Annotated in this window: 23 protein-coding genes and 1 pseudogene; 5 read left to right on the forward strand and 19 right to left on the reverse strand. The window is 58.9% G+C overall.

What is annotated here, in order from left to right:
• Positions 1-6: 6 nt before the first annotated feature.
• Positions 7-720 (forward strand): DUF3108 domain-containing protein, encoded by a 714-nt coding sequence (locus tag ACODTD_RS27355; RefSeq protein ID WP_007950391.1) that lies wholly within the window; start codon positions 7-9, stop codon positions 718-720.
• Between the two features lie 53 nt (positions 721-773).
• Here the strand turns inward: ACODTD_RS27355 and ACODTD_RS27360 are convergent, their stop codons facing one another.
• The 3 genes and pseudogenes from ACODTD_RS27360 to ACODTD_RS27370 form a co-directional block, all read right to left on the reverse strand.
• Complete coding sequence (locus ACODTD_RS27360) at positions 774-1,637, reverse strand: methyl-accepting chemotaxis protein (protein WP_489105391.1); 864 nt, start codon at positions 1,635-1,637, stop codon at positions 774-776.
• Positions 1,629-2,399 (reverse strand): annotated as a pseudogene (locus tag ACODTD_RS27365) (MCP four helix bundle domain-containing protein); the annotation flags it as partial. The gene ACODTD_RS27360 and the pseudogene ACODTD_RS27365, both read right to left, overlap by 9 nt.
• Positions 2,400-2,529: 130 nt before the next feature.
• The gene (locus ACODTD_RS27370; protein ID WP_373423152.1) at positions 2,530-3,528 is read right to left on the reverse strand and encodes an amidohydrolase family protein; all 999 of its coding nucleotides are present in this window, start codon (positions 3,526-3,528) and stop codon (positions 2,530-2,532) included.
• A gap of 186 nt (positions 3,529-3,714) precedes the next feature.
• Between ACODTD_RS27370 and ACODTD_RS27375 the strand changes: the two genes are divergently transcribed.
• Both ACODTD_RS27375 and ACODTD_RS27380 read left to right on the forward strand, forming a co-directional pair.
• Positions 3,715-4,131, forward strand: a complete 417-nt coding sequence (locus ACODTD_RS27375; RefSeq protein ID WP_007959010.1) for an OsmC family protein — start codon at positions 3,715-3,717, stop codon at positions 4,129-4,131.
• Between the two features lie 61 nt (positions 4,132-4,192).
• A complete protein-coding gene (locus ACODTD_RS27380) occupies positions 4,193-5,083 on the forward strand; it encodes a pirin family protein (RefSeq protein ID WP_285354591.1) in 891 nt (296 codons plus the stop codon).
• A 42-nt stretch (positions 5,084-5,125) separates the two neighbouring features.
• Here ACODTD_RS27380 and ACODTD_RS27385 read toward each other — a convergent pair whose 3' ends face one another.
• The 4 genes from ACODTD_RS27385 to ACODTD_RS27400 form a co-directional block, all read right to left on the reverse strand.
• Positions 5,126-5,854, reverse strand: a complete 729-nt coding sequence (locus tag ACODTD_RS27385; protein WP_285354590.1) for a dienelactone hydrolase family protein — start codon at positions 5,852-5,854, stop codon at positions 5,126-5,128.
• A gap of 68 nt (positions 5,855-5,922) precedes the next feature.
• Entirely contained in the window at positions 5,923-7,827 is a 1,905-nt protein-coding gene (htpG, locus tag ACODTD_RS27390) for a molecular chaperone HtpG (RefSeq protein WP_285354589.1), read from the reverse strand.
• A gap of 81 nt (positions 7,828-7,908) precedes the next feature.
• Positions 7,909-8,361 carry a PaaI family thioesterase gene (locus ACODTD_RS27395; protein WP_011333125.1) on the reverse strand — a complete coding sequence of 151 codons (453 nt, stop codon included), beginning with the start codon at positions 8,359-8,361 and terminating at the stop codon, positions 7,909-7,911.
• On the reverse strand, positions 8,358-8,834 hold the full coding sequence (locus ACODTD_RS27400; RefSeq protein WP_285354587.1) for a PaaI family thioesterase: 477 nt from the start codon (positions 8,832-8,834) through the stop codon (positions 8,358-8,360). Before ACODTD_RS27400 ends, ACODTD_RS27395 begins: the two co-directional genes overlap by 4 nt.
• A gap of 158 nt (positions 8,835-8,992) precedes the next feature.
• Between ACODTD_RS27400 and ACODTD_RS27405 the strand changes: the two genes are divergently transcribed.
• Positions 8,993-9,229 carry a hypothetical protein gene (locus ACODTD_RS27405; RefSeq protein WP_011333123.1) on the forward strand — a complete coding sequence of 79 codons (237 nt, stop codon included), beginning with the start codon at positions 8,993-8,995 and terminating at the stop codon, positions 9,227-9,229.
• Positions 9,230-9,306: 77 nt separating this feature from the next.
• Here the strand turns inward: ACODTD_RS27405 and ACODTD_RS27410 are convergent, their stop codons facing one another.
• From ACODTD_RS27410 to sdhC, 12 genes are all read right to left on the reverse strand, one after another.
• Positions 9,307-9,708 carry an MAPEG family protein gene (locus tag ACODTD_RS27410; RefSeq protein ID WP_085655465.1) on the reverse strand — a complete coding sequence of 134 codons (402 nt, stop codon included), beginning with the start codon at positions 9,706-9,708 and terminating at the stop codon, positions 9,307-9,309.
• A complete protein-coding gene (locus ACODTD_RS27415; RefSeq protein WP_011333121.1) occupies positions 9,708-10,445 on the reverse strand; it encodes a DUF599 domain-containing protein in 738 nt (245 codons plus the stop codon). Before ACODTD_RS27415 ends, ACODTD_RS27410 begins: the two co-directional genes overlap by 1 nt.
• Positions 10,446-10,596: 151 nt before the next feature.
• Positions 10,597-11,910 carry a branched-chain amino acid transport system II carrier protein gene (gene brnQ / locus ACODTD_RS27420; RefSeq protein WP_011333120.1) on the reverse strand — a complete coding sequence of 438 codons (1,314 nt, stop codon included), beginning with the start codon at positions 11,908-11,910 and terminating at the stop codon, positions 10,597-10,599.
• Positions 11,911-12,238: 328 nt separating this feature from the next.
• Positions 12,239-13,123: a succinate--CoA ligase subunit alpha gene (gene sucD / locus ACODTD_RS27425; RefSeq protein ID WP_011333119.1), complete on the reverse strand. Its 885-nt coding sequence runs from the start codon at positions 13,121-13,123 to the stop codon at positions 12,239-12,241.
• Positions 13,123-14,289 carry an ADP-forming succinate--CoA ligase subunit beta gene (sucC, locus tag ACODTD_RS27430; RefSeq protein WP_007959029.1) on the reverse strand — a complete coding sequence of 389 codons (1,167 nt, stop codon included), beginning with the start codon at positions 14,287-14,289 and terminating at the stop codon, positions 13,123-13,125. The genes sucD and sucC overlap by 1 nt, the downstream gene beginning before the upstream one ends.
• Before the next feature lie 201 nt (positions 14,290-14,490).
• Positions 14,491-15,927, reverse strand: a complete 1,437-nt coding sequence (gene lpdA, locus ACODTD_RS27435; protein ID WP_011333117.1) for a dihydrolipoyl dehydrogenase — start codon at positions 15,925-15,927, stop codon at positions 14,491-14,493.
• A gap of 97 nt (positions 15,928-16,024) precedes the next feature.
• On the reverse strand, positions 16,025-17,248 hold the full coding sequence (gene odhB / locus ACODTD_RS27440; RefSeq protein ID WP_085648494.1) for a 2-oxoglutarate dehydrogenase complex dihydrolipoyllysine-residue succinyltransferase: 1,224 nt from the start codon (positions 17,246-17,248) through the stop codon (positions 16,025-16,027).
• Between the two features lie 42 nt (positions 17,249-17,290).
• Positions 17,291-20,122, reverse strand: a complete 2,832-nt coding sequence (locus ACODTD_RS27445; protein WP_011333115.1) for a 2-oxoglutarate dehydrogenase E1 component — start codon at positions 20,120-20,122, stop codon at positions 17,291-17,293.
• A 253-nt stretch (positions 20,123-20,375) separates the two neighbouring features.
• Entirely contained in the window at positions 20,376-21,080 is a 705-nt protein-coding gene (locus ACODTD_RS27450; protein ID WP_007959035.1) for a succinate dehydrogenase iron-sulfur subunit, read from the reverse strand.
• Positions 21,081-21,091: 11 nt separating this feature from the next.
• A complete protein-coding gene (sdhA, locus tag ACODTD_RS27455) occupies positions 21,092-22,864 on the reverse strand; it encodes a succinate dehydrogenase flavoprotein subunit (protein WP_011333114.1) in 1,773 nt (590 codons plus the stop codon).
• A gap of 3 nt (positions 22,865-22,867) precedes the next feature.
• A complete protein-coding gene (sdhD, locus tag ACODTD_RS27460) occupies positions 22,868-23,236 on the reverse strand; it encodes a succinate dehydrogenase, hydrophobic membrane anchor protein (RefSeq protein ID WP_007977503.1) in 369 nt (122 codons plus the stop codon).
• Positions 23,230-23,604 carry a succinate dehydrogenase, cytochrome b556 subunit gene (sdhC, locus tag ACODTD_RS27465; RefSeq protein WP_011333113.1) on the reverse strand — a complete coding sequence of 125 codons (375 nt, stop codon included), beginning with the start codon at positions 23,602-23,604 and terminating at the stop codon, positions 23,230-23,232. Before sdhC ends, sdhD begins: the two co-directional genes overlap by 7 nt.
• A 364-nt stretch (positions 23,605-23,968) precedes the next feature.
• On the opposite strand from sdhC, the gene gltA reads away from it, so the two are divergent.
• A complete protein-coding gene (gene gltA / locus ACODTD_RS27470) occupies positions 23,969-25,258 on the forward strand; it encodes a citrate synthase (RefSeq protein WP_007959044.1) in 1,290 nt (429 codons plus the stop codon).
• Positions 25,259-25,436 lie beyond the last annotated feature (178 nt).

Here is a 25,436-nt window from a genome sequence, read left to right on the forward strand (position 1 = left end):
GATTTTATGCGTCGCGCCCTGCTCTTCGCTTGCGCTCTGCTCGCCCTGCCTTTTGCCCAGGCGGCAGACCTTCAACCGTTCTCCGCCAGCTACACTGCCGACTGGAAACAGCTGCCCATGAGCGGCACCGCCGAGCGCAGCCTGACCAAACAGGCCAACGGCGTCTGGAAGCTCAGCTTCAAAGCCTCGATGATGATTGCCAGCCTGTCCGAGGAAAGCACCCTGACCCTGGACAAGGACACCCTGCTGCCACAGTCCTACCACTTTGAACGCGGTGGTCTGGGCAAGGCGAAAAAGGCTGACCTGGACTTCGACTGGGCCAACAAGCTGGTGACCGGCACCGACCGCGGCGACGCGGTGAAAATCCCGCTCAACCGCGGCATGGTCGACAAATCCACCTATCAACTGGCGCTGCAGCATGACGTGGCCGCCGGCAAGAAAAGCATGAGCTATCAGGTGGTCGATGATGGCGAAGTCGATACCTACGACTTCCGCGTGCTGGGTTCGGAGAAAGTCGAAACCAAGGCCGGCCAGATCGATGCGATCAAGGTCGAGCGCGTCCGCGATCCGACACAAAGCAAGCGCATCACCGTCCTGTGGTTCGCCAAGGACTGGGATTACCTGCTGGTTCGCCTGCAACAGGTCGAAACCGACGGCAAGGAGTACAACATCATGCTCCTCGACGGCACGGTCAACGGCAAGACGGTCAAAGGCAGCTGATCCAACGAAAAGCCCCGCAAATGCGGGGCTTTTTTTCGCCTGCCGAACGCTGATCAGACCGAGAACTTGGCCACCATGCTGTTCAGATCCACCGCCAGCCGCGACAGTTCCTGACTCGCGGCACTGGTCTGATTGGCCCCCGCAGACGTCTGCATCGCCAGATCACGAATATTCATCAGGTTGCGATCGACCTCCCGCGCCACGGCCGCCTGCTCTTCCGACGCACTGGCGATCACCAGATTGCGCTCGTTGATCAAGGTGAATGCCGAAGCGATTTCCTCAAGCGCAACGCCGGCGGCCTTCGCCAACTCCAGAGTCGAGCGCGCCCGGACGTTGCTCTGCTGCATCGAGCTGACCGCCGAATCGGTGCCCTGCTGGATGCCGCCGATCATCTGCTCGATCTCCTGCGTCGACTGCTGAGTGCGATGGGCCAGCGCCCGCACTTCGTCCGCCACCACCGCAAAACCCCGCCCGGCATCCCCCGCCCGCGCAGCCTCGATCGCCGCGTTCAACGCCAGCAGATTGGTCTGCTCGGCAATCGAGCGAATCACATCCAGTACTTTGCTGATGCTGTAGACCTTCTGCGCCAGATCTTCCACCTGCGCGGCATTGGCGGTGACATCGTCCGCCAGCAGCTCGATGGACGACACGGTCTGCTGGACCTGCTCACGGCCATGCTGGGCGATTCGATCTGACTCACGGGAGGCCACGGAAGTCGCGACGGCATTGCTCGCCACCTCTTCCACGGCAGCGGTCATCTGATTGACCGCCGTGGCCGCCTGTTCAATTTCCAGACTCTGCTGGTGCAGCCCCCGCGTGGCGTCTTCGGTAACACAGCTCAATTCTTCCGAAGCCGAGGCCAGTTGACTGGAAGACTCCGAGATCTGGCGGATAGTGTCGCGCAGGTTGTGCTGCATGCTCTTGAGCGCGTGCAGCAGTCGCGCCGGTTCGTCCTTGCCGGAAATGCTGATATCCCCGGTCAGGTCGCCACCGGCCACCACTTCCGCAACACTGAGTGATTGCGACAGCGGCAGCACGATGCTGCGGGTCAGCAACAACGCCAGGGCGACGGTAATCAGCGCGGTGATGCCGATCATCACCCCGACCCACACCCGCGAGTTAGTGAACACCAAACGTGCGGCCTCAGTGGCGAGGTTGGCGTTGTGCTTGTTCAGCTCGACCAGTTCACGCAGGGTCACCGCAATTTCATCCGCCAGCGGGCTCATCTGCCCATTGAGAATGGCGGCCGCCTCTTCCACTCGTCCCTGAGCAGACAAGGTCATCACCTGCGCTTGAAACTCCAGATACTTGTGTTCGGCGACCTTGAAGCGGTCGAACAGCGCGCGCTCTTCGGGCAATGCGATCAGGCTGTCGTAACGTTGCTGGGCTTCACTCAGCACACCGCGCAAATCATTGAGCTTGGCCACGTTCTGATCCAGCGCCTGCGGATCGCGATTGAGCAACAGGCGCATGGTCAACGCGCGCAGGCGCAGCATGTCCTGGCTCATCTCGCCCACCGCCATCACGCTGGGCAACCAGTTGTTGTCGACCTCGTCGGACTGCGCGCGCATGTTTGACATCTGCAACAGTGCGAACGCCCCAAGGGCAAACACCATCAGCGCCAGCACGCCAAAACCCAGCCCGGCCCGGGGTGCAATATTGAGACTACGGATACTCATTGCTCTGGTTCCTTCCAAAAGCGCTGCATCAACCCTGCAGCTGGTTGCTCTAGAAGGTATCGGCCCTTGTAAAAAATGCGTAAGACCAAAACGCGATATCAAAAGGCCTTGATCCTACGAACCGTCGGCATTAACGATTCAGCGCAGGTTGACCGGACTTGAGCGCTGTTCGCGGCAAGATCGCCAGGAAGTTGTCCCGTGCGACTTTTTTCGCGACTGCCTCAGGCAAGGCGTCGAGAAACGGCTTGAAGCTATGAATTTCCTTACCGAGTTTGTTGAATCGCCCGACCACGTCCGAACCGATCATGAAGCGATCCGGATAGCGCTCCACCAGTTGCACCCACTCCGCTCGCGGCTGGCCCTTTTCGTCCAGCAGATAAGGCGTCAGCAGGCTCCACGACAGATCGATGAACAGGTTCGGATACGCTTCCAGCATTCGCGTCAGGGTCGGCAGCAGAAAATCCAGTTGCGTCTGATGACGATGGATCTCGGCACTGGTGCCGGCATGGGCCCAAATGAATCGGGTGTGCGGATGATTACGCAGCGGCTCTTCGATTTCCTTCAGGTACAGCGGATTCTTCTCACGCTTGGAAGTGATGTTGGAATGCAGCATCACCGGCAGATCGTTTTCGGCGGCCAGGTGATAGATGCGGGTCATGGCTTCGTTGTTGGCGCGCGGCGTGTCGCCGGAGGTCAGCGCGGTCAGGTCGTCGTGACGGGTGAAGACCTCGCCGATGCCCTGCCACAAGCCGGGATACAGATCGAGCATGCGCTGAATGTGCGCGGCGGAGTTCTTGTCGTTGGGGTTGAAGCCTGAAAGAAACGGGTGAAAGGACTGGCGCTGCTCCGGCGTGAGCTTCTGCACCGCGTCGGCGACGATCACGTCCGTCGCGCTGTACCAATAGGCATCGGCATCATCGCCAGCGTAATAACGCGGGCGCTTCGGCTCGTCTTCGTGCCATTTCTTCGCCACGGGAATGCCGGAAATCATCACATGCTCAATGGAGTTTTCCTTCATGGCCGTGAGCAATTTCGGCATGCCGGCAGTTTCCTGGAAAAAATCCACGTAATGCAGGTGCGCGTCACTGTAGGTGTATTCCCGGGCGCTGGCGGCGCCGGTGAAAACCATCAGGACGGCAAGGCTCAAACGAAACACGGACACAAGCGTTCTCCGGCAGACAGGCATAGCCTAGACCCTCGCCGGGCAACGAGGGTTCACCCGGCAAGAAAGTGGAACGCGCCTGTGTGGGAAATGCTCTATACCTGCAAGGTCTTTTTTGATCGAATCCCTTTTCCTACTGCTTGCGAGGTTCACATGACCGTTACCGTCAATACCGTGTCCGCCGAGGGTTTTCGCCACACCGTTCAGATCGATGAGCATGAGCTGTTTGCCGATGTCCCGACGACTGCCGGCGGTGAAGGCTCGGCTCCCGAGCCGCACGATTACTTCGACGCCGCCCTCGGTGCCTGCAAGGCTCTGACCCTGAAGCTGTACGCGAAGAAAAAGGACATCCCGCTGACCGGCGTCGGCGTTGAGGTCAAACGCGACAACAGCCAGGAGCAGAAAGGCAAATACGCCCTGCACGTGACCCTCACCCTCAAGGGCGTGCTCACCGATGCCCAGCGCGAAGAACTGCTGCGTGTTGCCGACCGCTGCCCGATCCACAAGCTGATGACCACCAGCGAAGTCACCATCGAAACCCACGCACCCGTCGGCTTCGACAGCCAGTAATCACCCCGACGACACCGGCGGGTTATGCTCCACGCATCACCCGCTCAGCCTGGAATGGACCATGGACACCCAACCCCTGATCATCCGCCCGCGCGCCGAAGACGTCGAAGGCCAGCCGATTCTGCGCCCGCTGCCGTCAGCCAAATGCCGCAGCGTCGGACCTTTCGTGTTTTTCGACCACATGCTCGAAACGGTTTATCCGGCGGGCAAAGGCATGAACATCCGACAGCATCCGCACATCGGTCTGTCGACCCTTACGTATTTGTTCGACGGGCAGATCCAGCACAAGGACAGCCTGGGTTCGGATCAGGTGGTCAGCGCCGGCGATGTCAGCTGGATGACCGCCGGCACGGCGATCGCTCACGTCGAGCGCACGCCCGAACCGCTTTGGGAACAAAGCTTCAAGATGCACGGCCTGCAAATCTGGCTCGCCTCGCCCAGGGACCACGAACAAGGCCCGGGGCATTACAGCCACCACCCGGCCTCGACCTTGCCGGTCAGCGATAACCTCGGTGTACAGATCCGCATGATCGCCGGGTCAGGCTTTTGCCTGGAATCGCCGGTGCCGGTGCTTTCTCCTACGCTGTATGCCGAATTGAAGATGCAAACCGCGACCACACTGCTGATCCCGACCGAGCATGAAGAGCGGGCGCTGTACGTGTTGAGTGGTGATGTGCAGCTGAATGGCGAAGCGGTCGAACCCCATGCACTGGTGGTGTTGCCGACCGGGGAAGAGATGAGCCTGTTCGCCGAAAGCGACAGCCACGCGGTGCTGTTCGGCGGTGCGCCACTGGACGGTCCACGGCGGATCAACTGGAATTTTGTCGCGAGCGATCCGGCGGCGATCGATGAGGCGCGGCGCAAGTGGGCGGCCGGGGATTGGCCGACGGTGCCGGGGGAAGTCGAGCGGATCGAGCTGCCTAAATCGCGCAGCGAGCCGACACCGCTGTAAAGCAACACTCCCACACCAGGCGTGGGAGTGTGTTCAGCCGATTCAGCCCTTGAACACCTCTTCCAGCAAGTCATGCATCGACTTGAACGCACGCGCTGCGGTCTTCGCGTCGTACATCATCTTGCCCGGCACATTGGCGTGCGGATCGGTGAACGAGTGCACCGCGCCGCCGTAGCTCAGCAACTGCCAGTCCACACCAGCAGCGTTCATCTCGTCTTCGAATGCCGGCAACTGCTCTTTCGGCACCAGCGGATCGGAAGCACCGTGCAGCACCAGCACCGAGCCCTTGATGTTCTTGGCGTCCGCCGGATTCGGCGAATCCAGGGTGCCGTGGAACGACACCGCCGCTTTTACCGAGGCACCGGTGCGAGCCAGATCCAGCGCACAGCAGCCGCCGAAGCAGAAACCGAACACCGCCAGTTTCGAGGTATCGACCGCCGCTTCGCCCTGCTTCTGCAATTGCTCGAATGCGGCCTGCATACGCTTGCGCAGCAGCGCACGATCATTCTTCAGTGGCATCATCGCCGCACCGGCCTGATCAGCGTTCTGCGGACGCACGGCCTGGCCGTATACGTCAGCGATCAACACCACATAACCCTTGGCCGCCACCGATTTGGCGATCTCTTCAGCGCCAGCGCTGACACCCATCCAGTTCGGCGCCATCAGCAGGCCCGGACGCGCGCCCTTGTGCTCGGCGTCAAATGCCAGGCGACCTTCATAAGGCTGGCCGTCAATCCGATAGACCACGGAACGTACAGTGACTTGGCTCATTTCTGACTCCAGATTGGTTGAATTCCAGAATGAAAAAACCCGCCGAAGCGGGTTTTTCTACAGTTTGATCAAGCCGACAGCTCGACCAGCAGCTTGTTCAGACGGCTCACATAAGCGGCCGGGTCTTTCAAGCTGTCGCCCGCCGCCAGGGCGGCCTGGTCGAAGAGGATGTGCGACAGGTCGCTGAAGCGATCTTCGCTGGCCTCGTTGTCGAGCTTCTCGATCAGCGGGTGGCTCGGGTTGAATTCGAAGATAGGCTTCGAATCCGGCACCTTCTGCCCACTGGCTTCAAGGATCTGACGCATTTGCAGACCCAGGTCCTGCTCGCCAATCGCCAGGATGGCCGGCGAATCGGTCAGGCGATGGGAAACCCGGACTTCGGCAACGGAATCGCCCAGTGCGGTTTTCAGACGCTCGACCAGTCCTTCTTTCGACTTGGCGACTTCTTCTGCGGCCTTCTTGTCCTCTTCCGAGTCCAGGTTGCCCAGGTCCAGGTCACCGCGCGCGACGTCGACAAACGTCTTGCCGTCGAATTCGCTGAGGTAGCTCATCAGCCACTCGTCGATACGGTCGGTCAGCAGCAGCACTTCGATGCCTTTCTTGCGGAAGACTTCCAGGTGCGGGCTGTTCTTGACCTGCGCGTAGGTTTCGCCGGTGAGGTAGTAGATCTTGTCCTGACCTTCCTTGGCGCGCGCCAGGTACTCGGCCAGACCGACGATCTGCTCGCCATCGGTGCCGTTGGTCGATGCGAAACGCAGCAGACCGGCAATTTTTTCCTTGTTGGCAAAATCTTCTGCCGGGCCTTCTTTCATGACCTGACCGAAGTTTTTCCAGAAGCCCTTGTATTGCTCAGGCTCGTTCTTCGCCAGTTTTTCCAGCATGTCCAGAACACGCTTGGTCAGCGCCGACTTCATCGAGTCGATGATCGGGTCTTTCTGCAGGATTTCCCGCGACACGTTCAGCGACAGGTCGTTGGAGTCGACCACGCCCTTGATGAAGCGCAGGTACAGCGGCAGGAAGGACTCGGCCTGATCCATCACGAACACGCGCTGCACGTACAGCTTCAGGCCTTTCGGCGCTTCACGCTGGTACAGATCGAACGGTGCGCGGGCCGGCACATACAGCAGCGAGCTGTACTCGAGCTTGCCTTCAACCTTGTTGTGACTCCACGACAGCGGGTTTTCGAAGTCGTGGGCGATGTGTTTGTAGAACTCCTGATATTCCTCGTCCTTGACTTCGGTGCGAGGACGGGTCCACAGGGCGCTGGCGCGGTTGACGGTTTCCCATTCAACTTCAGGCTTCTCTTCGCCTTCGGCCGCGGCCGCTTCTTTCGGCAGCTCGATCGGCAGCGCGATGTGGTCGGAGTACTTCTTGATGATGTTGCGCAGGCGCCAGCCATCGGCAAACTCGTCTTCACCGGATTTCAGGTGCAGGACGATGCGGGTGCCGCGTTCCGGTTTGTCGATGGTGGCGACTTCGAATTCGCCCTCGCCTTTCGACGACCAGTGCACGCCTTCGCTGGCAGCGGTGCCGGCGCGACGGCTGTACACGTCAACTTTGTCAGCAACGATGAAGGCCGAGTAGAAGCCCACACCGAACTGGCCGATCAGGTGCGAATCCTTCTTCTGATCGCCGGACAGGTTTTTCATGAAATCGGCGGTGCCGGATTTGGCGATGGTACCCAGGTGGGTGATCACATCGTCACGATTCATGCCGATGCCGTTGTCTTCGAGGGTGACGGTCTTGGCGTCCTTGTCGAAGCTCACACGGATTTTCAGTTCATCGCCACCTTCGAGCAACTCAGGCTTTGCCAGGGCTTCGAAGCGCAATTTGTCGACGGCGTCAGAGGCGTTCGAGATCAATTCGCGAAGGAAGATTTCCTTGTTGGAATACAGCGAATGGATCATGAGGTGCAGCAATTGCTTCACCTCGGTCTGGAAGCCCAGGGTTTCCTTTTGAGTTTCCACACTCATGGTCATCAAACTCCAATCAGATGGCATTGGCCGCGACCTTGCCGGTCGGCGGCGGGTTGTTCTGTGAGTTGGGGGCGTGCTTCAGGATTTCAAGGGCTCATCGATTTTGAAATGCGCGCGGGCGGTGGCAATCGGTTCGCTTTCGGTGCTTTGCCAGGCCGTGACCGCGACGTTGGCCACCCGCCGGCCCTGACGGCAGACCTGACACCGGGCCCAGGTGTCGCGAAACTGCCCGGCCCGCAGGTAATCGAGGGAGAAATCGATAATCTTCGGCACACCCGGCGCGCCGGTGAAAATCAACAGGTGCAGGGCGGCGGACAGCTCCATGAACCCGGCAATCACCCCGCCGTGGATCGCCGGCAATAGAGGGTTACCAATGTTGTCCTTGTTTGCCGGCAGCTTGAACAGCAAGTCATCACCGACCCGCGAACACTCGACACCAATCAGCCCGGCATAGGGAATCAGCTTCAGCAGCGGCGCATAGTCACCCTTTGCGTGTGCCTCTTGCAGTTGCTGCTTGAAATCGTCGCTCATGAGCTTTCTCCCTTGATCGCGCCACCAAAGCCTTTCGTGCCTTTAAGGCCTTTGCCCATGCGCATGAAGGTGCCGACGACATGGGCAATCGGCTGCTCGGGATCATCCTGATAGGCAAAGCCGCGAGCGAAGATCACATCTGTGGTGACTCGATAACATTGGGCGAAGCCATACACGTCTTTATGTGGCTCGGCGGCGTGCATGTAGTCGATGCGCAGATCGAGGGTCGGGCAGACTTCGAATTCCGGCAGCACGCACAGGGTCGACATGCCGCATGCAGTGTCCATCAGCGAAGTGATCGCCCCGCCGTGGACCACGCCGGTCAGCGGGTTGCCGACGATCTGCGCACTGTACGGCAGCACCACCGTCAGGCCTTCGTGGCTGGCGCTGTGCACTTTCAATCCCAGTACCTGACAGTGACGCAGGGCCGAGAGAAACCATGTCGCACGCTCAAAAACGGGGTTTTCGGCCATTTGATAATTACTCTTGTTAGTCGCTGTTCCCGGTAGTGGAAAGAACAGCAAAAGTTCCATTGCAAAACAAACTTATATATCTGAAACAAATGAGGAACTTAACCCTTGGGCGCGAGTTCTTAAGGCCAGTAGTTATTTTCCATAAGGAGAAACACCCCATGCGTAAGACTTTAGCTATTGCCTTGATGTTGACCGCTTCCCTCGGTCTCGCTGCCTGCGATAAAAAATCCGAGGACAAAGCTCAAGATGCCAACCAACATGCTGAACAAGCTCAGCAGAAAATGAACGAAGCTCAGGATAAAGTGAACGACGCGGCGAAAGAAAATGCCGAAGCCGCCAAAGATCAGGCCGAATCGAACGCTGCAGCGCAAGAAGAAGCTGCCAAGAAGCAATAAGCCGCTTCTCGCTGGCCAAAAAGAAAACCCGCCAAGTGCGGGTTTTCTTTTGCCTGTGATTTTTTGCCCATGCCGGCTTAGAGCAAGACGGTTCTAAAAGTCGGACTAATCATCAGCAACAATGAACACACTAAGCCGACCAGCCAGACCAGACTGCGCAGCTTGGGAATATCCGCCAGGTAGAACCACAGATAGAAAATCCTTGAGATCACAAAGATGATCGCCAGTGTATCGATCAGCCATCCCGCCGTCTGCGTGGTGTGTGCCATCAGCACACCAACGGCAAACAGGGCGAAGGCTTCGATGCTGTTCTGATGTGCCGCCAGCGCCCGAGCCCCATAACCGGTGAGTTGCGCCTGCTGCTGACGCGGCAAGTGGTTGTTGTAACCGCCCTGCTCTTTCATGGCCCTGCCGACCGGCATGCGCGCCACGTAGATCAACAATGCACTGATAAACACACACCAGAACGGAATACTCATCAAGCAGCCTCTTTGTTCGCTTCGGGCAATGGCGCCTCTGTAGGGGTATAGACCATTACATCGAGCACGTCGGAATGAAACTCCCGGCGATACAACACCAGCACCACGCCTGCGCTCATCAACATGAACAGCCACGGGCTGACGAACCACGCCAGCATGCTCATCCCGAAGTAATAGGAGCGCAGACCGAAGTTGAACTGGTTGGCCGCCATCGAAATCACCCGCGCCGCCCGCGAGGCGAACGCCTTGCGCTCCTGCTCCGAGACCTGCCGCTCACCGATCATCGGGGCCGAGCCGACCAGAATGGCGGCGAAGTTGTACTGGCGCATGCACCAGCTGAAGGTGAAGAAGGCATAGACGAACACCAGCGCCAGGCACAGCAACTTGATCTCCGACATCCCCTGCGAGGCCTGTTGCACCATCGGAATGTCTGCCAGCAGCGACACCGCGCGCTCGGAAGCACCGAGCACGGTCAGGATGCCCGCCAGGATAATCAGTGTGCTGGAGGCGAAGAACGAGGCGTTGCGTTCAAGGTTGCCGATCACGCTAGCGTCGGCGATACGGTTGTCACGCAGCAGCATGCGGCGCATCCAGTCTTCGCGGTACAGGTGCAGCACGCTGGCCAGGCACGCGGTGTCACGGCCCTTCCAGGTGGCATAACGGGTGTAACCGCCCCAGCAGATGACAAACCAGAGCGCGGCCAGCAGATGGATCAGGTTGGCTTGGATGAACGACATGCAATTCCCTGTGATGAAGATTTCGGCTCCCCTTCGACGTTAGTCGAGGGAAAAAGACACTGCCTGAAGCCCATAAAAAATGCCCCGTATCGATTGATACGGGGCATTTCTGTTTAATCGCTCGGCAGCCGCTTGTGGCGACCCGGCAATCTTAAGCGAGTGCTTCGGCGCGCTTGCCCAGCAGGCGGTCGCAAACCACGGCAACCACCAGGGTCATCACGCACGGCACCAGCCACGCCAGACCTTGCTCGCTGAGCGGCAGGTGGGCCAGTTGCGATGGCATCCAGTCCGCCAGACCGGCGCCTTTCAGCGCATCGATGGTGCCGAACACGAACGACACCAGCATCACCGGGCCCATGATGCGGCTCTGCTCATGCCAGAACGCGGCGCAGAAGCTCAGGGCCACCAGCACGATGCACGGCGGGTAGATCGCGGTGAGCACCGGGATCGAGAACGCGATCAGCTTGGTCAGGCCCAGGTTGGATACCAGCAGCGAGAATGCAGCCAGGATGATCACCAGTGTCTTGTAGGACAGTGGCAACACGCGGCTGAAGTACTCAGCACAGGCGCAGGTCAGACCGACCGCCGTCACCAGGCAGGCCAGCGAGATCAGCACCGCAAGGAAACCGCTACCCAGCGAACCGAAGGTGTGTTGCACGTAAGCGTGCAGCACCGCCGCGCCATTGGTAGCGCCAGCGGCCACTTCATGGCTGCCGGAACCCAGACGGAACAGGCTGACATACACCAGCGCCAGACCGACGCCGGCAATCAGCCCGGCGATGATCGCGTACCGGGTGATCAGCGCCGGCGACTCGACGCCACGGGAGCGGATCGCGTTGACGATGACGATGCCGAACACCAGCGCGCCGAGGGTATCCATGGTCAGGTAACCATTGATGAAACCTTGGGAGAACGGTGCCGCAACGTATTCCGGAGTGGCCACGCCGATGTCACCGGCCGGCAGTGCGAATGCGGCGATGCCGAGCACGGCCAGAGCAATGATCTTCAGGGGTGCGAGGAAGCGACCGACGGTGTCCAGCAGACGCCCAGGGTAGAGCGAAATGAAGAACACCAGCAGGAAGTACACCGAACTGTAGAGGAACAGTGCCAGCGGGCTCTCGCCGGTCAGCGGCGCCAAACCCACTTCAAAGGAAACGGTCGCGGTACGCGGGGTGGCGAACAGCGGGCCGACTGCCAGGTAGCACGCGGCAGCCAGTACGCCACCGGCGACCTTGCCGATCGGGCTGCTCAGGGCGTCCATTGCGCCACCGACCTTGGCCAGTGCAACCACGGTGACCACCGGCAGACCGACTGCCGTGATCAGGAAGCCCAGCGCCGCGATCCAGACGTTAGGCCCGGACTGCAAACCGACGATAGGCGGGAAGATGATGTTGCCGGCCCCGACGAACAGGGCGAATGTCATAAAGCCAAGTGCCAGGATGTCCTGACCTTTCAAAACTTTCATTAAGGAAATACCACACTACTGAATCGGAATTTAGAGGGGGATTTCCCTGTGGGGTTAGGGAAATGCTGTCAATCCGTATAAGACTGACCCGTTTAGCGCGTTGCATGCCTTGTGGGCGGCAGACGCAAAATGGCGGCTAGCCTAACGAATTTGCCCGACAAACGCACTGTTAGAGGGCGAACTATCCGATACGCGACGTTTCTGTGTCGCGTTTTTGCATGTTATTGGGTGAGTGCTTATAAATTGCCATCGTCCACCCGAACGCCGGAAACGACAAAGGCCACCCGAAGGTGGCCTTTGTTGCTGGAGCAGAGAAGTCAGCCGAAGCTTACTTCTTCACTTCCCAGCCAGTCAGCTCGGCCAGGGCCTTGCCGATGTCTGCCAGCGAACGCACGGTTTTCACGCCTGCGTCTTGCAGAGCAGCGAATTTCTCGTCTGCAGTGCCTTTGCCGCCGGAGATGATTGCGCCAGCATGGCCCATGCGCTTGCCCGGAGGAGCAGTCACACCAGCGATGTAGGAAACAACCGGCTTGGTCACGTTGGCCTTGATGTAGGCAGCCGCTTCTTCTTCAGCCGAACCGCCGATCTCGCCGATCATGACGATCGCTTCGGTCTTCGGGTCTTCCTGGAACAGCTTCAGGATGTCGATGAAGTTCGAACCCGGGATCGGGTCACCACCGATGCCGACGCAAGTCGACTGACCGAAACCGGCGTCAGTGGTCTGCTTCACAGCTTCGTAGGTCAGGGTGCCGGAACGGGAAACGATACCGACCTTGCCTGGCAAGTGAATGTGACCTGGCATGATGCCGATCTTGCATTCGCCTGGGGTGATCACGCCTGGGCAGTTAGGGCCGATCAGGGTAACACCCAGCTCGTCGCACTTAACTTTGGCGTCCAGCATATCCAGGGTAGGAATGCCTTCGGTGATGCAGACGATCAGCTTGATGCCGCCGAAAGCCGCTTCCAGGATCGAGTCCTTGCAGAAAGGAGCCGGAACGTAGATTACGCTGGCGGTGGCGCCAGTGGCTTCTACAGCTTCTTTCACGGTGTTGAACACTGGCAGGTTCAGGTGAGTGGTGCCACCTTTGCCTGGCGTCACGCCGCCAACCATTTTGGTGCCGTAGGCAATGGCTTGTTCGGAGTGGAAAGTACCCTGCGCACCGGTGAAGCCCTGGCAGATTACTTTGGTGTCTTTATTGATCAGGACGCTCATTACTTGCCCTCCGCAGCTTTAACGACTTGTTGAGCAGCGTCGGTCAGGCTGGTAGCAGCGATGATGTTCAAACCGCTTTCTGCCAGTACTTTAGCGCCCAGTTCAGCGTTGTTGCCTTCAAGACGAACAACAACCGGGATTTTCACGCCGACTTCTTTCACTGCACCGATGATGCCTTCGGCAATCATGTCGCAACGAACGATGCCGCCGAAGATGTTAACCAGTACTGCAGCGACATTGCTGTCGGACAGAATGATTTTGAAAGCTTCGGTTACGCGTTCTTTGGTAGCACCACCACCTACGTCGAGGAAGTTGGCTGGCTTGCCGCCGTGCAGGTTGACGATGTCCATGGTACCCATGGCCAGGCCGGCACCGTTCACCATGCAGCCGATGTTGCCTTCCAGTGCTACGTAGTTCAGTTCGAACTTGGCAGCGTGCGCTTCGCGCGGATCGTCCTGCGACGGATCGTGGAAAGTCTTCAGCTTAGGCTGGCGGTACATTGCGTTGGCGTCGATGTTGATCTTGGCGTCCAGGCAGTGCAGATCGCCGTCAGCCTTGATCACCAGCGGGTTCACTTCCAGCAGAGCCAGGTCGTGATCCTTGAACAGCTTGGCCAGACCTACGAAGATCTTGGCGAACTGAGCAACCTGCTTGCCTTCCAGACCCAGCTGGAATGCCAGCTCGCGACCCTGAAATGGCTGAGCGCCAACCAGTGGATCGATAGTGGCTTTCAGAATTTTTTCTGGAGTGTCGTGAGCGATTTTCTCGATGTCCACGCCACCTTCGGTGGAAGCCATGAACACGATGCGACGGCTCGAACGGTCAACGACAGCGCCCAGGTACAGCTCTTTAGCGATATCAGTGCACGATTCAACCAGGATCTTGGTGACTGGCTGGCCGTTGGCATCAGTCTGGTAAGTCACCAGACGCTTGCCCAGCCACTGCTGTGCGAAGGCTTTGGCGTCTTCTTTGCTGCGAACCAGCTTGACGCCGCCCGCTTTACCGCGACCACCGGCGTGAACCTGGGCTTTGACAACCCACTCGTTGCCGCCGATTTTGTCGCAAGCTTCTGCTGCTGCTTCCGGGGTGTCTACTGCGAAACCAGTGGAAACTGGCAGGCCGTATTCAGCGAACAGCTGCTTACCCTGATACTCGTGAAGATTCATGCTTTTTACCGTCTTCGTTAGGTACTGCGCATTCGGCGCTGCGCTCTTTATGAGTGCCGCGCCACCTGTGACTGCTGCTTGCGTAGCCTTTCCGGATACCCGGTGCAGCTACGCAAGGCTGCGTCCAGCGGACATTCCGCGGTGAGTCTTGCACGCAAGGCTCACGACGGGCCGTACCGCCGTGGTTTCTTATTGTGTGTCTTAACGCTTCTTGCGGTTGGCAATGTGGATGGCGCCGCCATTCACTGCCAAAGCGGCTTCGTGCAAGGCTTCAGACAGGGTCGGATGGGAGAAAACCATCATGCCCAGATCTTCAGCGCTGGTGCCGAATTCCATACCGATCGCGCCCTGCTGAACCAGTTCTGCGGCGCTCGGGCCAATCACGTGCACGCCCAATACGCGGTCAGTCTTGGCATCGGCGATGACCTTGACGAAACCACCGGTATCGTTGGCGGCCATGGCACGGCCGGATGCTGCGAACGGGAAGGTGCCGACGTTAACTTCAACGCCTTCAGCTTTCAAGGCCTGCTCGGTTTTACCGACCCATGCGATTTCCGGGTGAGTATAAATAACCGAAGGGATCAGGTCATAGTTCATCTGGGCCTTGTGACCCTTGATGCGCTCGACAACCATGATGCCCTCTTCCGAGGCCTTGTGAGCCAGCATCATGCCGCGAACCACGTCGCCGATGGCGTAAACGCCCGGTACGGTGGTGGCGCAGTGATCGTCAACGTGCACGAAACCGCGCTCGTCCAGGGTCACGCCGCTATCGGCAGCCAGCAGATCAGTGGTCACCGGACGGCGACCAACGGCTACGATCAGCTTGTCGAAAGTGATGGTCTGTTCGCCGTTGGCGTCGGTGTAGTTCACAACGACTTCGTCGCCGTTCACTTTCGAGCCGGTTACACGGGCGCCCAGCTTGATGTCCAGACCCTGTTTGGTCAGGGTTTTCAGCGCTTCCTTGGAAACCGCGGTGTCCGCTGCCATCAGGAAGGTGTCCAGGGCTTCCAGAACAGTCACTTCTGCACCCAAACGCGACCACACCGAACCCAGTTCCAGACCGATCACGCCAGCGCCGATCACGCCCAGACGTTTAGGTACGGATTGGAATTCCAGAGCGCCAGTCGAATCGACGATGACTTTCTGATCGACCGGAGCCGGTGGAATGTCGATCGGACGCGAACCTGGAGCCAGGATGACGTTTTCGGCTTCGATGACTTCAACCGAGCCGTCCGGCTTGGTGACTTCGACTTTCTTGCCGGCCAGCAGTTTGCCGTGGCCCTGAATCGAAGTAACGCCGTTGGCCTTGAACAGGGTGGCAACACCGCCGGTCAGGTTCTTGACGATACCAGCCTTGCGGCCAACCATCGCAGCGACGTCCATTTTGACTTCGCCGGTCGAGATACCGTGGACGTTGAAGCTTTCTTTCGCTTCCTTGTATTTCCAGGAGCTGTCCAGCAGCGCCTTGGAAGGAATGCAGCCTACGTTCAGGCAGGTGCCGCCCAGGGCTTGCTTGCCTTCAGCATCGGTGTACTTCTCGATGCAGGCAGTGCTCAGGCCGAGTTGCGCGGCCTTGATAGCTGCCACGTAGCCGCCAGGGCCCGCACCGATCACTACTACGTCAAATTTCTGCGACATTCAAAAAATCCTCTTTAGCGAAAAGCTTCAAGCCGCGCGCTGCAAGCCAGGCTGCGTTTTCCCGCAGCTTGAAGCTTGCAGCGCGTGACTGCTTCTATCAGATATCCAGCAACAGACGAGCCGGATCTTCCAGCAGGTTCTTGATGGTCACCAGGAAGGTTACAGCTTCTTTGCCATCGATCAGACGGTGATCGTAGGACAGTGCCAGGTACATCATCGGACGGATCACGACCTGACCGTTGATGGCCATCGGACGCTGGATGATGTTGTGCATGCCCAGAATCGCTGCCTGCGGCGGGTTGACGATCGGGGTCGACATCATCGAACCGAAGGTACCACCGTTGGTGATGGTGAAGGTACCGCCGGTCATTTCGTCCATCGACAGTTTGCCGTCACGGGCTTTCTTGCCGAAGGTGGCGATGCCGCCTTCGATTTCAGCCAGGCTCATGTGTTCGGCGTTACGCAGAACCGGAACCACCAGGCCGCGGTCGCTGGAAACAGCGACGCCGATGTCGGCATAACCGTGGTAAACGATGTCGTTGCCATCGATCGAAGCGTTGACCGCCGGGAAGCGTTTCAGCGCTTCGGTGGCAGCCTTCACGAAGAACGACATGAAGCCCAGGCGTACGCCGTTGTGGGACTTCTCGAACAGATCCTTGTACTTCGAACGCAGGGCCATGACTTCGGTCATGTCGACTTCGTTGAAAGTGGTCAGCATCGCCATGTTCGATTGAGCTTCAACCAGACGCTTGGCAACGGTGGCACGAACGCGGGTCATCGGAACGCGCTTCTCGATGCGGTCGCCAGCGGCGAACACAGGAGCGGCGGCGGCCGGAGCAGCAGCCTTGGCAGGCGCAGCAGCCGGAGCGGCTTTCTTGGCAGCAACGGCTGCAACCACGTCTTCCTTGGTCACGCGACCGCCTTTGCCGGTGCCGGCAACGGAAGCGATGTTGATGCCGTTCTCTTCAGCCAGCTTGCGCGCGGCAGGAGCAGCGATCGGGTCGTCTTCGCCATCAGCGGCAGCAGGTGCAGCGGCGGCTGCGGCCGGAGCAGCAGCGGCAGCCGGAGCGGCAGCAGCAGCGCCGCCTTCAACGATGGAGCCCAGGACTTCGTCGGACAGGACGGTTTCGCCCTCGCCCTTGACGATTGCGCCCAGCACGCCGTCGGCGGTAGCCAGCACTTCCAGTACGACTTTGTCGGTTTCGATGTCGACGATCAGTTCGTCACGCTTGACGGCGTCGCCCGGTTGCTTGTGCCAGGTGGCAACGGTGCCATCGGCAACCGATTCCGGGAAAGTGGGGGCTTTGATCTCGATAGCCATTATCTGTGGTTCCTTAAATTCGGTTTCAGGTGCGCGAAGGCGTTAAACGGTAAACGCGTCTTGCAGCAGTTGTTCCTGCTGCTCGGCGTGCATCGATGCGTAACCACATGCTGGGGCAGCAGAAGCCTCACGGCCCGCGTACTCGAGTACGAGAGATTTGTTGAGGTTGCTGATGCTGCGACGCAGGTGGTGCTGGCTGCAGTACCAGGCGCCCTGGTTCATCGGCTCTTCCTGACACCACACGGCCGCTTTGGCGTTGGTGTAAGGAGCCAGGACTTCTTTCAAGTCGTCCTCAGGGAACGGGTACAGCTGCTCGATACGCACGATGGCGATATCTTCGCGGCCTTCGGCACGACGTTTTTCCAGCAGGTCGTAGTAGACCTTGCCGCTGCACAGAACAACGCGCTCGACCTTTTTCGGGTCCAGGGCATCGATTTCCGGGATAACGGTCTGGAACGAACCTTCGGCCAGATCTTCCAGGGTCGAGATGGCCAGTTTGTGGCGCAGCAGCGACTTTGGAGTCAGAACGACCAATGGCTTGCGCAGCGGGCGAATCACCTGACGGCGCAGCAAGTGGTAGATCTGGGCCGGAGTGGTCGGCATGCACACCTGAATGTTGTGCTCGGCGCACAGCTGCAGGTAACGCTCAAGACGTGCCGAGCTGTGCTCAGGGCCCTGGCCTTCGTAGCCGTGTGGCAGCAGCATGGTCAGACCGCAGAGACGGCCCCACTTGTGCTCGCCGCTGGTGATGAACTGGTCGATAACAACCTGTGCACCGTTGGCGAAGTCGCCGAACTGGGCTTCCCAGATCACCAGCGCGTTCGGCGTGGTGGTCGAGTAACCGTATTCGAACGCCAGTACGGCTTCTTCCGACAGGAACGAGTCGTACAGGTCGAAGCGTGGCTGACCTTCATACAGATGCTTGAGCGGAATGTAGGTACCGGCATCTTTCTGGTTGTGCAGCACAGCGTGACGGTGCGAGAACGTACCGCGGCCGATGTCCTGACCGGTCATGCGGATCGGGTGACCTTCGAACGCCAGGGTCGCGTACGCCATGGTTTCGGCGTAACCCCAGTTGATCGGCAGGCCGCCGGCTTGCATCTTCTGACGGTCTTCGTAGATCTTCGCGACCTGACGCTGAACCACGAAGCCTTCCGGAATTTCCAGCAGCTTGGCGGACAGTTCCTGCAGGGTCTTGAGGTCGAAGCGAGTGTCGTGACGCGCAGTCCAGGCGTGGCCCAGATACGGACGCCAGTCCACGAACAGCTCTTTGTTCGGCTCTTTGACCAGCGATTTCACGACGTGCAGACCGTTGTCCAGCGCGTTGCGGTATTCGTCGACTTTCGCCTGAACACGCTCTGCGTCCAGTACACCGGCCTGGGTCAGACGATCAGCGTACAGCTCACGGGTGGTGCGCTGCTTGGTGATCTGCTGATACATCAGAGGCTGGGTGCCGCTTGGCTCGTCGGCCTCGTTGTGGCCGCGACGACGGTAGCAGACCAGGTCGATCACCACGTCACGCTTGAACTGCATGCGGTAGTCGATGGCCAGCTGGGTCACGAACAATACGGCTTCCGGATCATCACCATTCACATGGAGGATCGGCGCCTGGATCATTTTCGCAACGTCGGTCGCGTACTCGGTGGAGCGCGAGTCCAGCGGGTTGCTGATGGTGAAACCGACCTGGTTGTTGATCACGATGTGCACGGTACCGCCGGTCTTGAAACCGCGGGTCTGCGACATCTGGAAGGTTTCCATGACCACGCCTTGACCGGCGAATGCAGCATCACCGTGGATGGAGATCGGCAGAACCTTCTCACCGGTAGGGTCGTTGCGACGATCCTGACGGGCGCGAACCGAACCCTCGACCACCGGGGAAACGATTTCCAGGTGGGACGGGTTGAACGCCATGGCCAGGTGAACTTCACCGCCGGTGGTCATTACGTTGGACGAGAAGCCCTGGTGGTATTTAACGTCACCGGAACCCAGCTCGACCTTCTTCTTGCCTTCGAACTCGTCGAACAGCTCGCGCGGGTTCTTGCCGAAGGTGTTGACCAGTACGTTCAGACGGCCACGGTGGGCCATGCCAATGACGACTTCCTTGGTGCCGTAGGAACCGGAACGCTGGATCAGTTCGTCGAGCATCGGAATCAGGCTTTCGCCGCCTTCCAGACCGAAACGTTTGGTGCCCGGGTATTTGGTGCCCAGGTATTTTTCCAGGCCTTCACCGGCCGTCACGCGCTCGAGCAGGTGGCTCTTGATGTCCGCGGAATATTCCGGACGGCCACGCACGCTTTCCAGACGCTGCTGGAACCACTGGCGCTGCTCGGAATCGGTGATGTGCGTAAATTCAGCGCCGATGGTGCGGCAATATGTCTGCTGCAACGCTTCGTGAATTTCGCGTAGGCTCGCTTCCTCTTTGCCGATGAACAGGTCGCCGGCACGGAAGGTCGTATCAAGATCGGCATTGGTCAAGCCGTAGTGATTGATCGACAGGTCTGCAGGTGCAGGACGCTGCCACAGCCCCAGCGGGTCAAGCTGGGCTGCCTGGTGGCCACGCATACGGTAGGCCTGGATCAATCGCAGCACTTCAACTTGCTTCTTCTCGTGCTCACTGCTCACGCTGCCGGCGGAAACCGGTTGGGCGCGGCGCTGGTTCTTTGCCAGCAGCACGAAATGATCGCGAATTGTGGAGTGCGAAACATCGGTGGCAGAGCTGCCGTCGGCAGGCAGCTTCTGAAAGTAGGTGCGCCACTCTTCTGGCACAGCGTTAGGGTCGTGCAGGTAGAGCTCGTAGAGCTCTTCCACATAGGCAGCGTTTCCACCTGAAAGGTAGGCGCTGTTCCACATGCGCTGCATCACGCTTTCTTGCATGCTTGGTCACCCTCGGTTAGGGGAACACCATCGGTGCCGACACCGAGCAAGCTTGCAGAAGTCCGAATGCAGCGACCAAAACAAGCCACTTAGGATCACACTGATAGTCCGGGTACCAGCCCGGATGCCCCTGCTTGTCTCATTTCTTCAAAATAAGAGCCGCAGCTTATGGCTGCTGCTCTGGTTATAGCCATGGCGCGGGTTGAAGCCCGCGCCTAAGCCCTCTACGGGTACAGCGGTTACAGCAGCTGAATCACACGCCGCTCGAAAGCAGCATGTTACGGATGTGACCGATGGCCTTAGTCGGGTTCAGGCCTTTCGGACATACGTTGACGCAGTTCATGATGCCCCGGCAGCGGAAGACGCTGAACGGGTCATCGAGGGACGCCAGACGCTCGGATGTCTTGGTGTCACGGCTGTCTGCCAGGAAGCGGTACGCTTGCAGCAGGGCAGCTGGACCCAGGAACTTGTCCGGGTTCCACCAGAAGGACGGGCAAGAGGTCGAGCAGCAGGCGCACAGGATGCACTCGTACAGACCGTCGAGCTTTTCACGCTCTTCAGGGGACTGCAGACGCTCGATGGCCGGAGCCGGCGTGTCGTTCTGCAGGAATGGCTTAACCTTCTCGTATTGCTTGTAGAAGATGCTCATATCGACAACCAGGTCACGGATAACCGGCAAACCTGGCAGCGGACGAACGATCAGCTTGTTACCTTTGACGACAGCGGACAGCGGCGTGATGCACGCCAGGCCGTTCTTGCCGTTGATGTTCATGCCATCGGAGCCACAGACGCCTTCACGGCAGGAGCGACGATAGGAGAAACCTTCGTCCTGCTCTTTGATCAGGGCCAGCACGTCCAGCACCATCAGGTCTTTACCACCGGTATCAACCTGGAATTCCTGCATGAACGGCGCAGCGTCCTGATCAGGGTTGTAACGATAAACACTGACTTGCAACATGGCGGTCACCCTTAATAAGTCCGGACTTTAGGTTCGAAAGTCGGAACAGTCTTCGGCGAGAAGTTCACGGCACGCTTGGCGACGCGTTTCTCACCCGGGAAGTACAGGGTGTGGCACAGCCAGTTTTCGTCGTCACGATCTTCGAAGTCTTCACGGGCGTGAGCACCGCGGGACTCTTTACGTACTTCGGCAGCGATGGCGGTAGCTTCAGCCACTTCCAGCAGGTTTTGCAGTTCCAGCGCTTCGATACGGGCAGTGTTGAACGCCTGCGACTTGTCGTTGATCTTCACGTTGGCGATGCGCTTGCGCAGATCGGCCAGCTGGGCAATACCCTTCTGCATGTATTCGCCGGTACGGAATACACCGAAGTAGTTCTGCATGCAGCTTTGCAGCTCGCGACGCAGGGTAGCGACGTCTTCGCCGTCGGTACGGTTGTTCAGGGCGTTCAGACGTGCCAGGGCAGCTTCGATGTCGGCTTCGGTAGCGTCGTCGTATTCGATGCCGTCGGTCAGCGCCTTCTCCAGGTGCAGGCCGGCAGCGCGGCCGAATACCACCAGGTCGAGCAGCGAGTTGCCGCCCAGACGGTTGGCACCGTGAACCGATACGCAAGCCACTTCACCTACCGCGAACAGACCAGGAATGATCTGATCCACGCCTTCGGCGTCCTGGGTGATCGCCTGGCCATGAATGTTGGTGGCAACGCCACCCATCATGTAGTGGCAAGTCGGAACAACCGGAACCGGAGCAACCACCGGATCAACGTGTGCGAAAGTCTTCGACAGCTCGCAGATACCTGGCAGACGGCTGTGCAGCACTTCCTCGCCCAGGTGGTCGAGTTTGAGCATCACGTGGTCGCCATTCGGACCGCAACCATTACCGGCGATGATCTCTTTAACCATCGAACGGGCAACCACGTCACGACCGGCAAGGTCTTTGGCGTTCGGAGCATAACGCTCCATGAAACGCTCGCCGTGCTTGTTGATCAGGTAACCACCTTCACCACGGCAACCTTCGGTCACCAGTACACCGGCGCCGGCGATGCCGGTCGGGTGGAACTGCCACATTTCGATGTCTTGTACCGGCACGCCAGCACGCAGAGCCATGCCGACGCCGTCACCGGTGTTGATCAGGGCGTTGGTGGTGGATGCATAGATACGACCTGCACCGCCGGTAGCCAGTACGGTGGCTTTGGCGCGGATGTAGGTGGTTTCGCCGGTTTCGATGCAGATCGCGATCACACCGACGAATTCGCCTTCCTGGTTTTTCACCAGGTCGACAGCGTAGTACTCGTTCAGGAACGTGGTACCGGCTTTCAGGTTGCCCTGATAAAGGGTGTGCAGCAGCGCGTGACCGGTACGGTCGGAAGCGGCGCAGGTGCGGGCAGCCTGCCCGCCTTTACCGTAATCCTTCGACTGACCGCCGAACGGACGCTGGTAGATACGGCCTTGCTCGGTACGCGAGAACGGCAGACCCATGTGGTCCAGCTCGAAAACGGCAGCCGGGCCTTCCTGACACATGTATTCGATAGCGTCCTGGTCACCGATGTAGTCGGAACCCTTGACGGTATCGTACATGTGCCAGCGCCAGTCATCGTTCGGGTCGGCCGAAGCGATGGCGCAGGTGATCCCGCCCTGTGCGGACACAGTGTGCGAACGGGTCGGGAAAACCTTGGTGATCACGGCAGTCTTGTGACCGCCCTGTGCCAGTTGCAGCGCTGCGCGCATGCCGGCACCGCCGCCACCAATAATGATGGCGTCGAAAGAAATCGTTGGAATGTTAGCCATGAATCAGATACCCCAGAGAATCTGCACACCCCAGACGAAGTAAGCGAACATCGCGACGCCGCATACTGCCTGGAAAAGGAAACGTACTGCAGTCGCGGACTTGCCCAGCGCCATTGGCGTCAGGTAGTCGGTCGCGATGGTCCACATGCCGACCCAGGCGTGAGCGCCCAGGGCAACCAGTGCCAGCAGACTGAAGATACGCATTCCGTTGTGGGCGAACAGGCCGTGCCATTGGTCGTAGCCAATGCCCGGGTTCGCGGCGAGGTAGCCGATCAGGAATATGAAATAAGCCGCGAGAACGACCGCAGACACACGCTGCGCCATCCAGTCATAGAGGCCCGAACGCGAAAGGTTTGTAACGCTGGTTACCATATCCAAACTCCTGCCAGAACGATCAGCACCACGGAAACGGCGATGATCAGTTTCGAGCCCAGGCGGCCGCCTTCCAGCGTCTCACCGATGCCCATGTCCATGATCAAGTGGCGCACACCGGCAACCAGGTGATACAGAAGAGCGGACAGGAGGCCCCATGCTACGAACTTGGCCAGCGGGCTGGTCAAGCATGCCTTCACCTCGACATAACCTTCCTCGGAACCCAGGGATTTGCCCAATGCATAAAGCATGATGCCAAGGCCCAGGAAGAGGATGATGCCGGAAACACGGTGAAGAAACGACGTAACGCCGGTGATGGGGAGTTTGATGGTCCTTAGGTCTAGGTTTACAGGTCGTTGGCTTTTCACGGCTTTTTTTTCACACTGAAGAGCCCCTAACAATCAGGGCAAAGTTGTTGGGGAGTGCACTGGTCAGGTAACCACCACCCAGGGATGCGACCCCCAATGAAAGCAAGCCCAAAAGCCCTTGGCGGTCGGTCGCCGAGTATAGACAGTTAGGCTACTAATGACAACGCAATCGCCTACCCCCAATAGCGGATTGCACAAGTCGTATAAAAGGCGTAAATGGCAGGCAATTTCGAGGAAAAAGTACGGTTAAAGCCTTCTGGAGCAAGACTTTAGGCAAATTGACATTCGAATTTATCTCACTATAGTGGTGCGGGCCCTGCGTGGGGGGTCTGTCTGATGATTTCAAGCATAAATAGGAGGCCACATGGCTGACAAAAAAGCGCAGTTGATCATCGAGGGCGCAGCCCCCGTCGAGCTGCCCATTTTAACCGGCACCGTTGGTCCCGATGTTATCGATGTTCGGGGCCTGACGGCCACGGGCCGCTTCACTTTCGACCCCGGTTTCATGTCGACCGCTTCCTGCGAATCGAAGATCACCTATATCGACGGCGACAACGGCATCCTGCTGCACCGCGGCTACCCGATCGAACAGCTGGCTGAAAAGTCGGACTACCTGGAAACCTGCTACCTGCTGCTGAACGGCGAATTGCCGACTGCAGAGCAAAAGGCCCAGTTCGTCGGCACCGTGAAGAACCACACCATGGTTCACGAGCAGCTGAAAACCTTCTTCAACGGCTTCCGCCGTGACGCCCACCCGATGGCTGTCATGTGTGGTGTAGTCGGCGCCCTCTCGGCCTTCTACCACGACTCCCTCGACATCAATAACCCGCAGCATCGCGAAATCTCCGCGATCCGCCTGGTTGCCAAGATGCCGACCCTGGCCGCGATGGTTTACAAGTACTCCATGGGCCAACCCATGATGTACCCGCGCAACGACCTGTCGTACGCGGAAAACTTCCTGCACATGATGTTCAACACCCCGTGCGAGATCAAACCGATCAGCCCGGTACTCGCCAAGGCCATGGACCGGATCTTCATCCTCCACGCCGACCACGAGCAGAACGCCTCGACCTCCACCGTGCGTCTGGCGGGCTCCTCGGGTGCCAACCCGTTCGCCTGTATCGCCGCCGGCATCGCCGCACTGTGGGGCCCTGCCCACGGCGGTGCGAACGAAGCCGTGCTGACCATGCTCGATGAAATCGGCGATGTTTCGAACATCGACAAGTTCATCGCCAAGGCCAAGGACAAGAACGATCCGTTCAAACTGATGGGCTTCGGTCACCGCGTCTACAAGAACCGCGACCCTCGCGCGACTGTCATGAAGCAGACCTGCGACGAAGTGCTGAAGGAACTGGGCATCCAGAACGACCCGCAACTCGAACTGGCCATGCGCCTGGAAGAGATCGCCCTGACCGATCCGTACTTCATCGAGCGCTCGCTGTACCCGAACGTCGACTTCTACTCGGGGATCATCCTCAAGGCGATCGGCATTCCGACCAGCATGTTCACTGTGATCTTCGCCCTGGCACGTACTGTCGGCTGGATTTCGCACTGGAAGGAAATGCTCTCAAGCCCGTACAAGATTGGCCGTCCGCGTCAGCTGTACACTGGTTATGAGTCGCGGGATATCACCAAGCTGGAAGACCGCAAATAAGAGCTGTCTTGCGATAGCGTCTTAGCGTTTTACCGGGAACGGCCTCCATGTGAATGGGGGCCGTTTTTCGTTTTGGGCATCTCAGCGGCCTTTGGGCCGACTGTTTTTTTGTTGATTGGGTGTATATCCGTTGCTTCGGGTGCTGCCGCTGGCGGTTTCGCTCTTACAGCGAGTCCCT

The sequence above is a fragment of the Pseudomonas sp. FG35 genome (assembly GCF_057809295.1).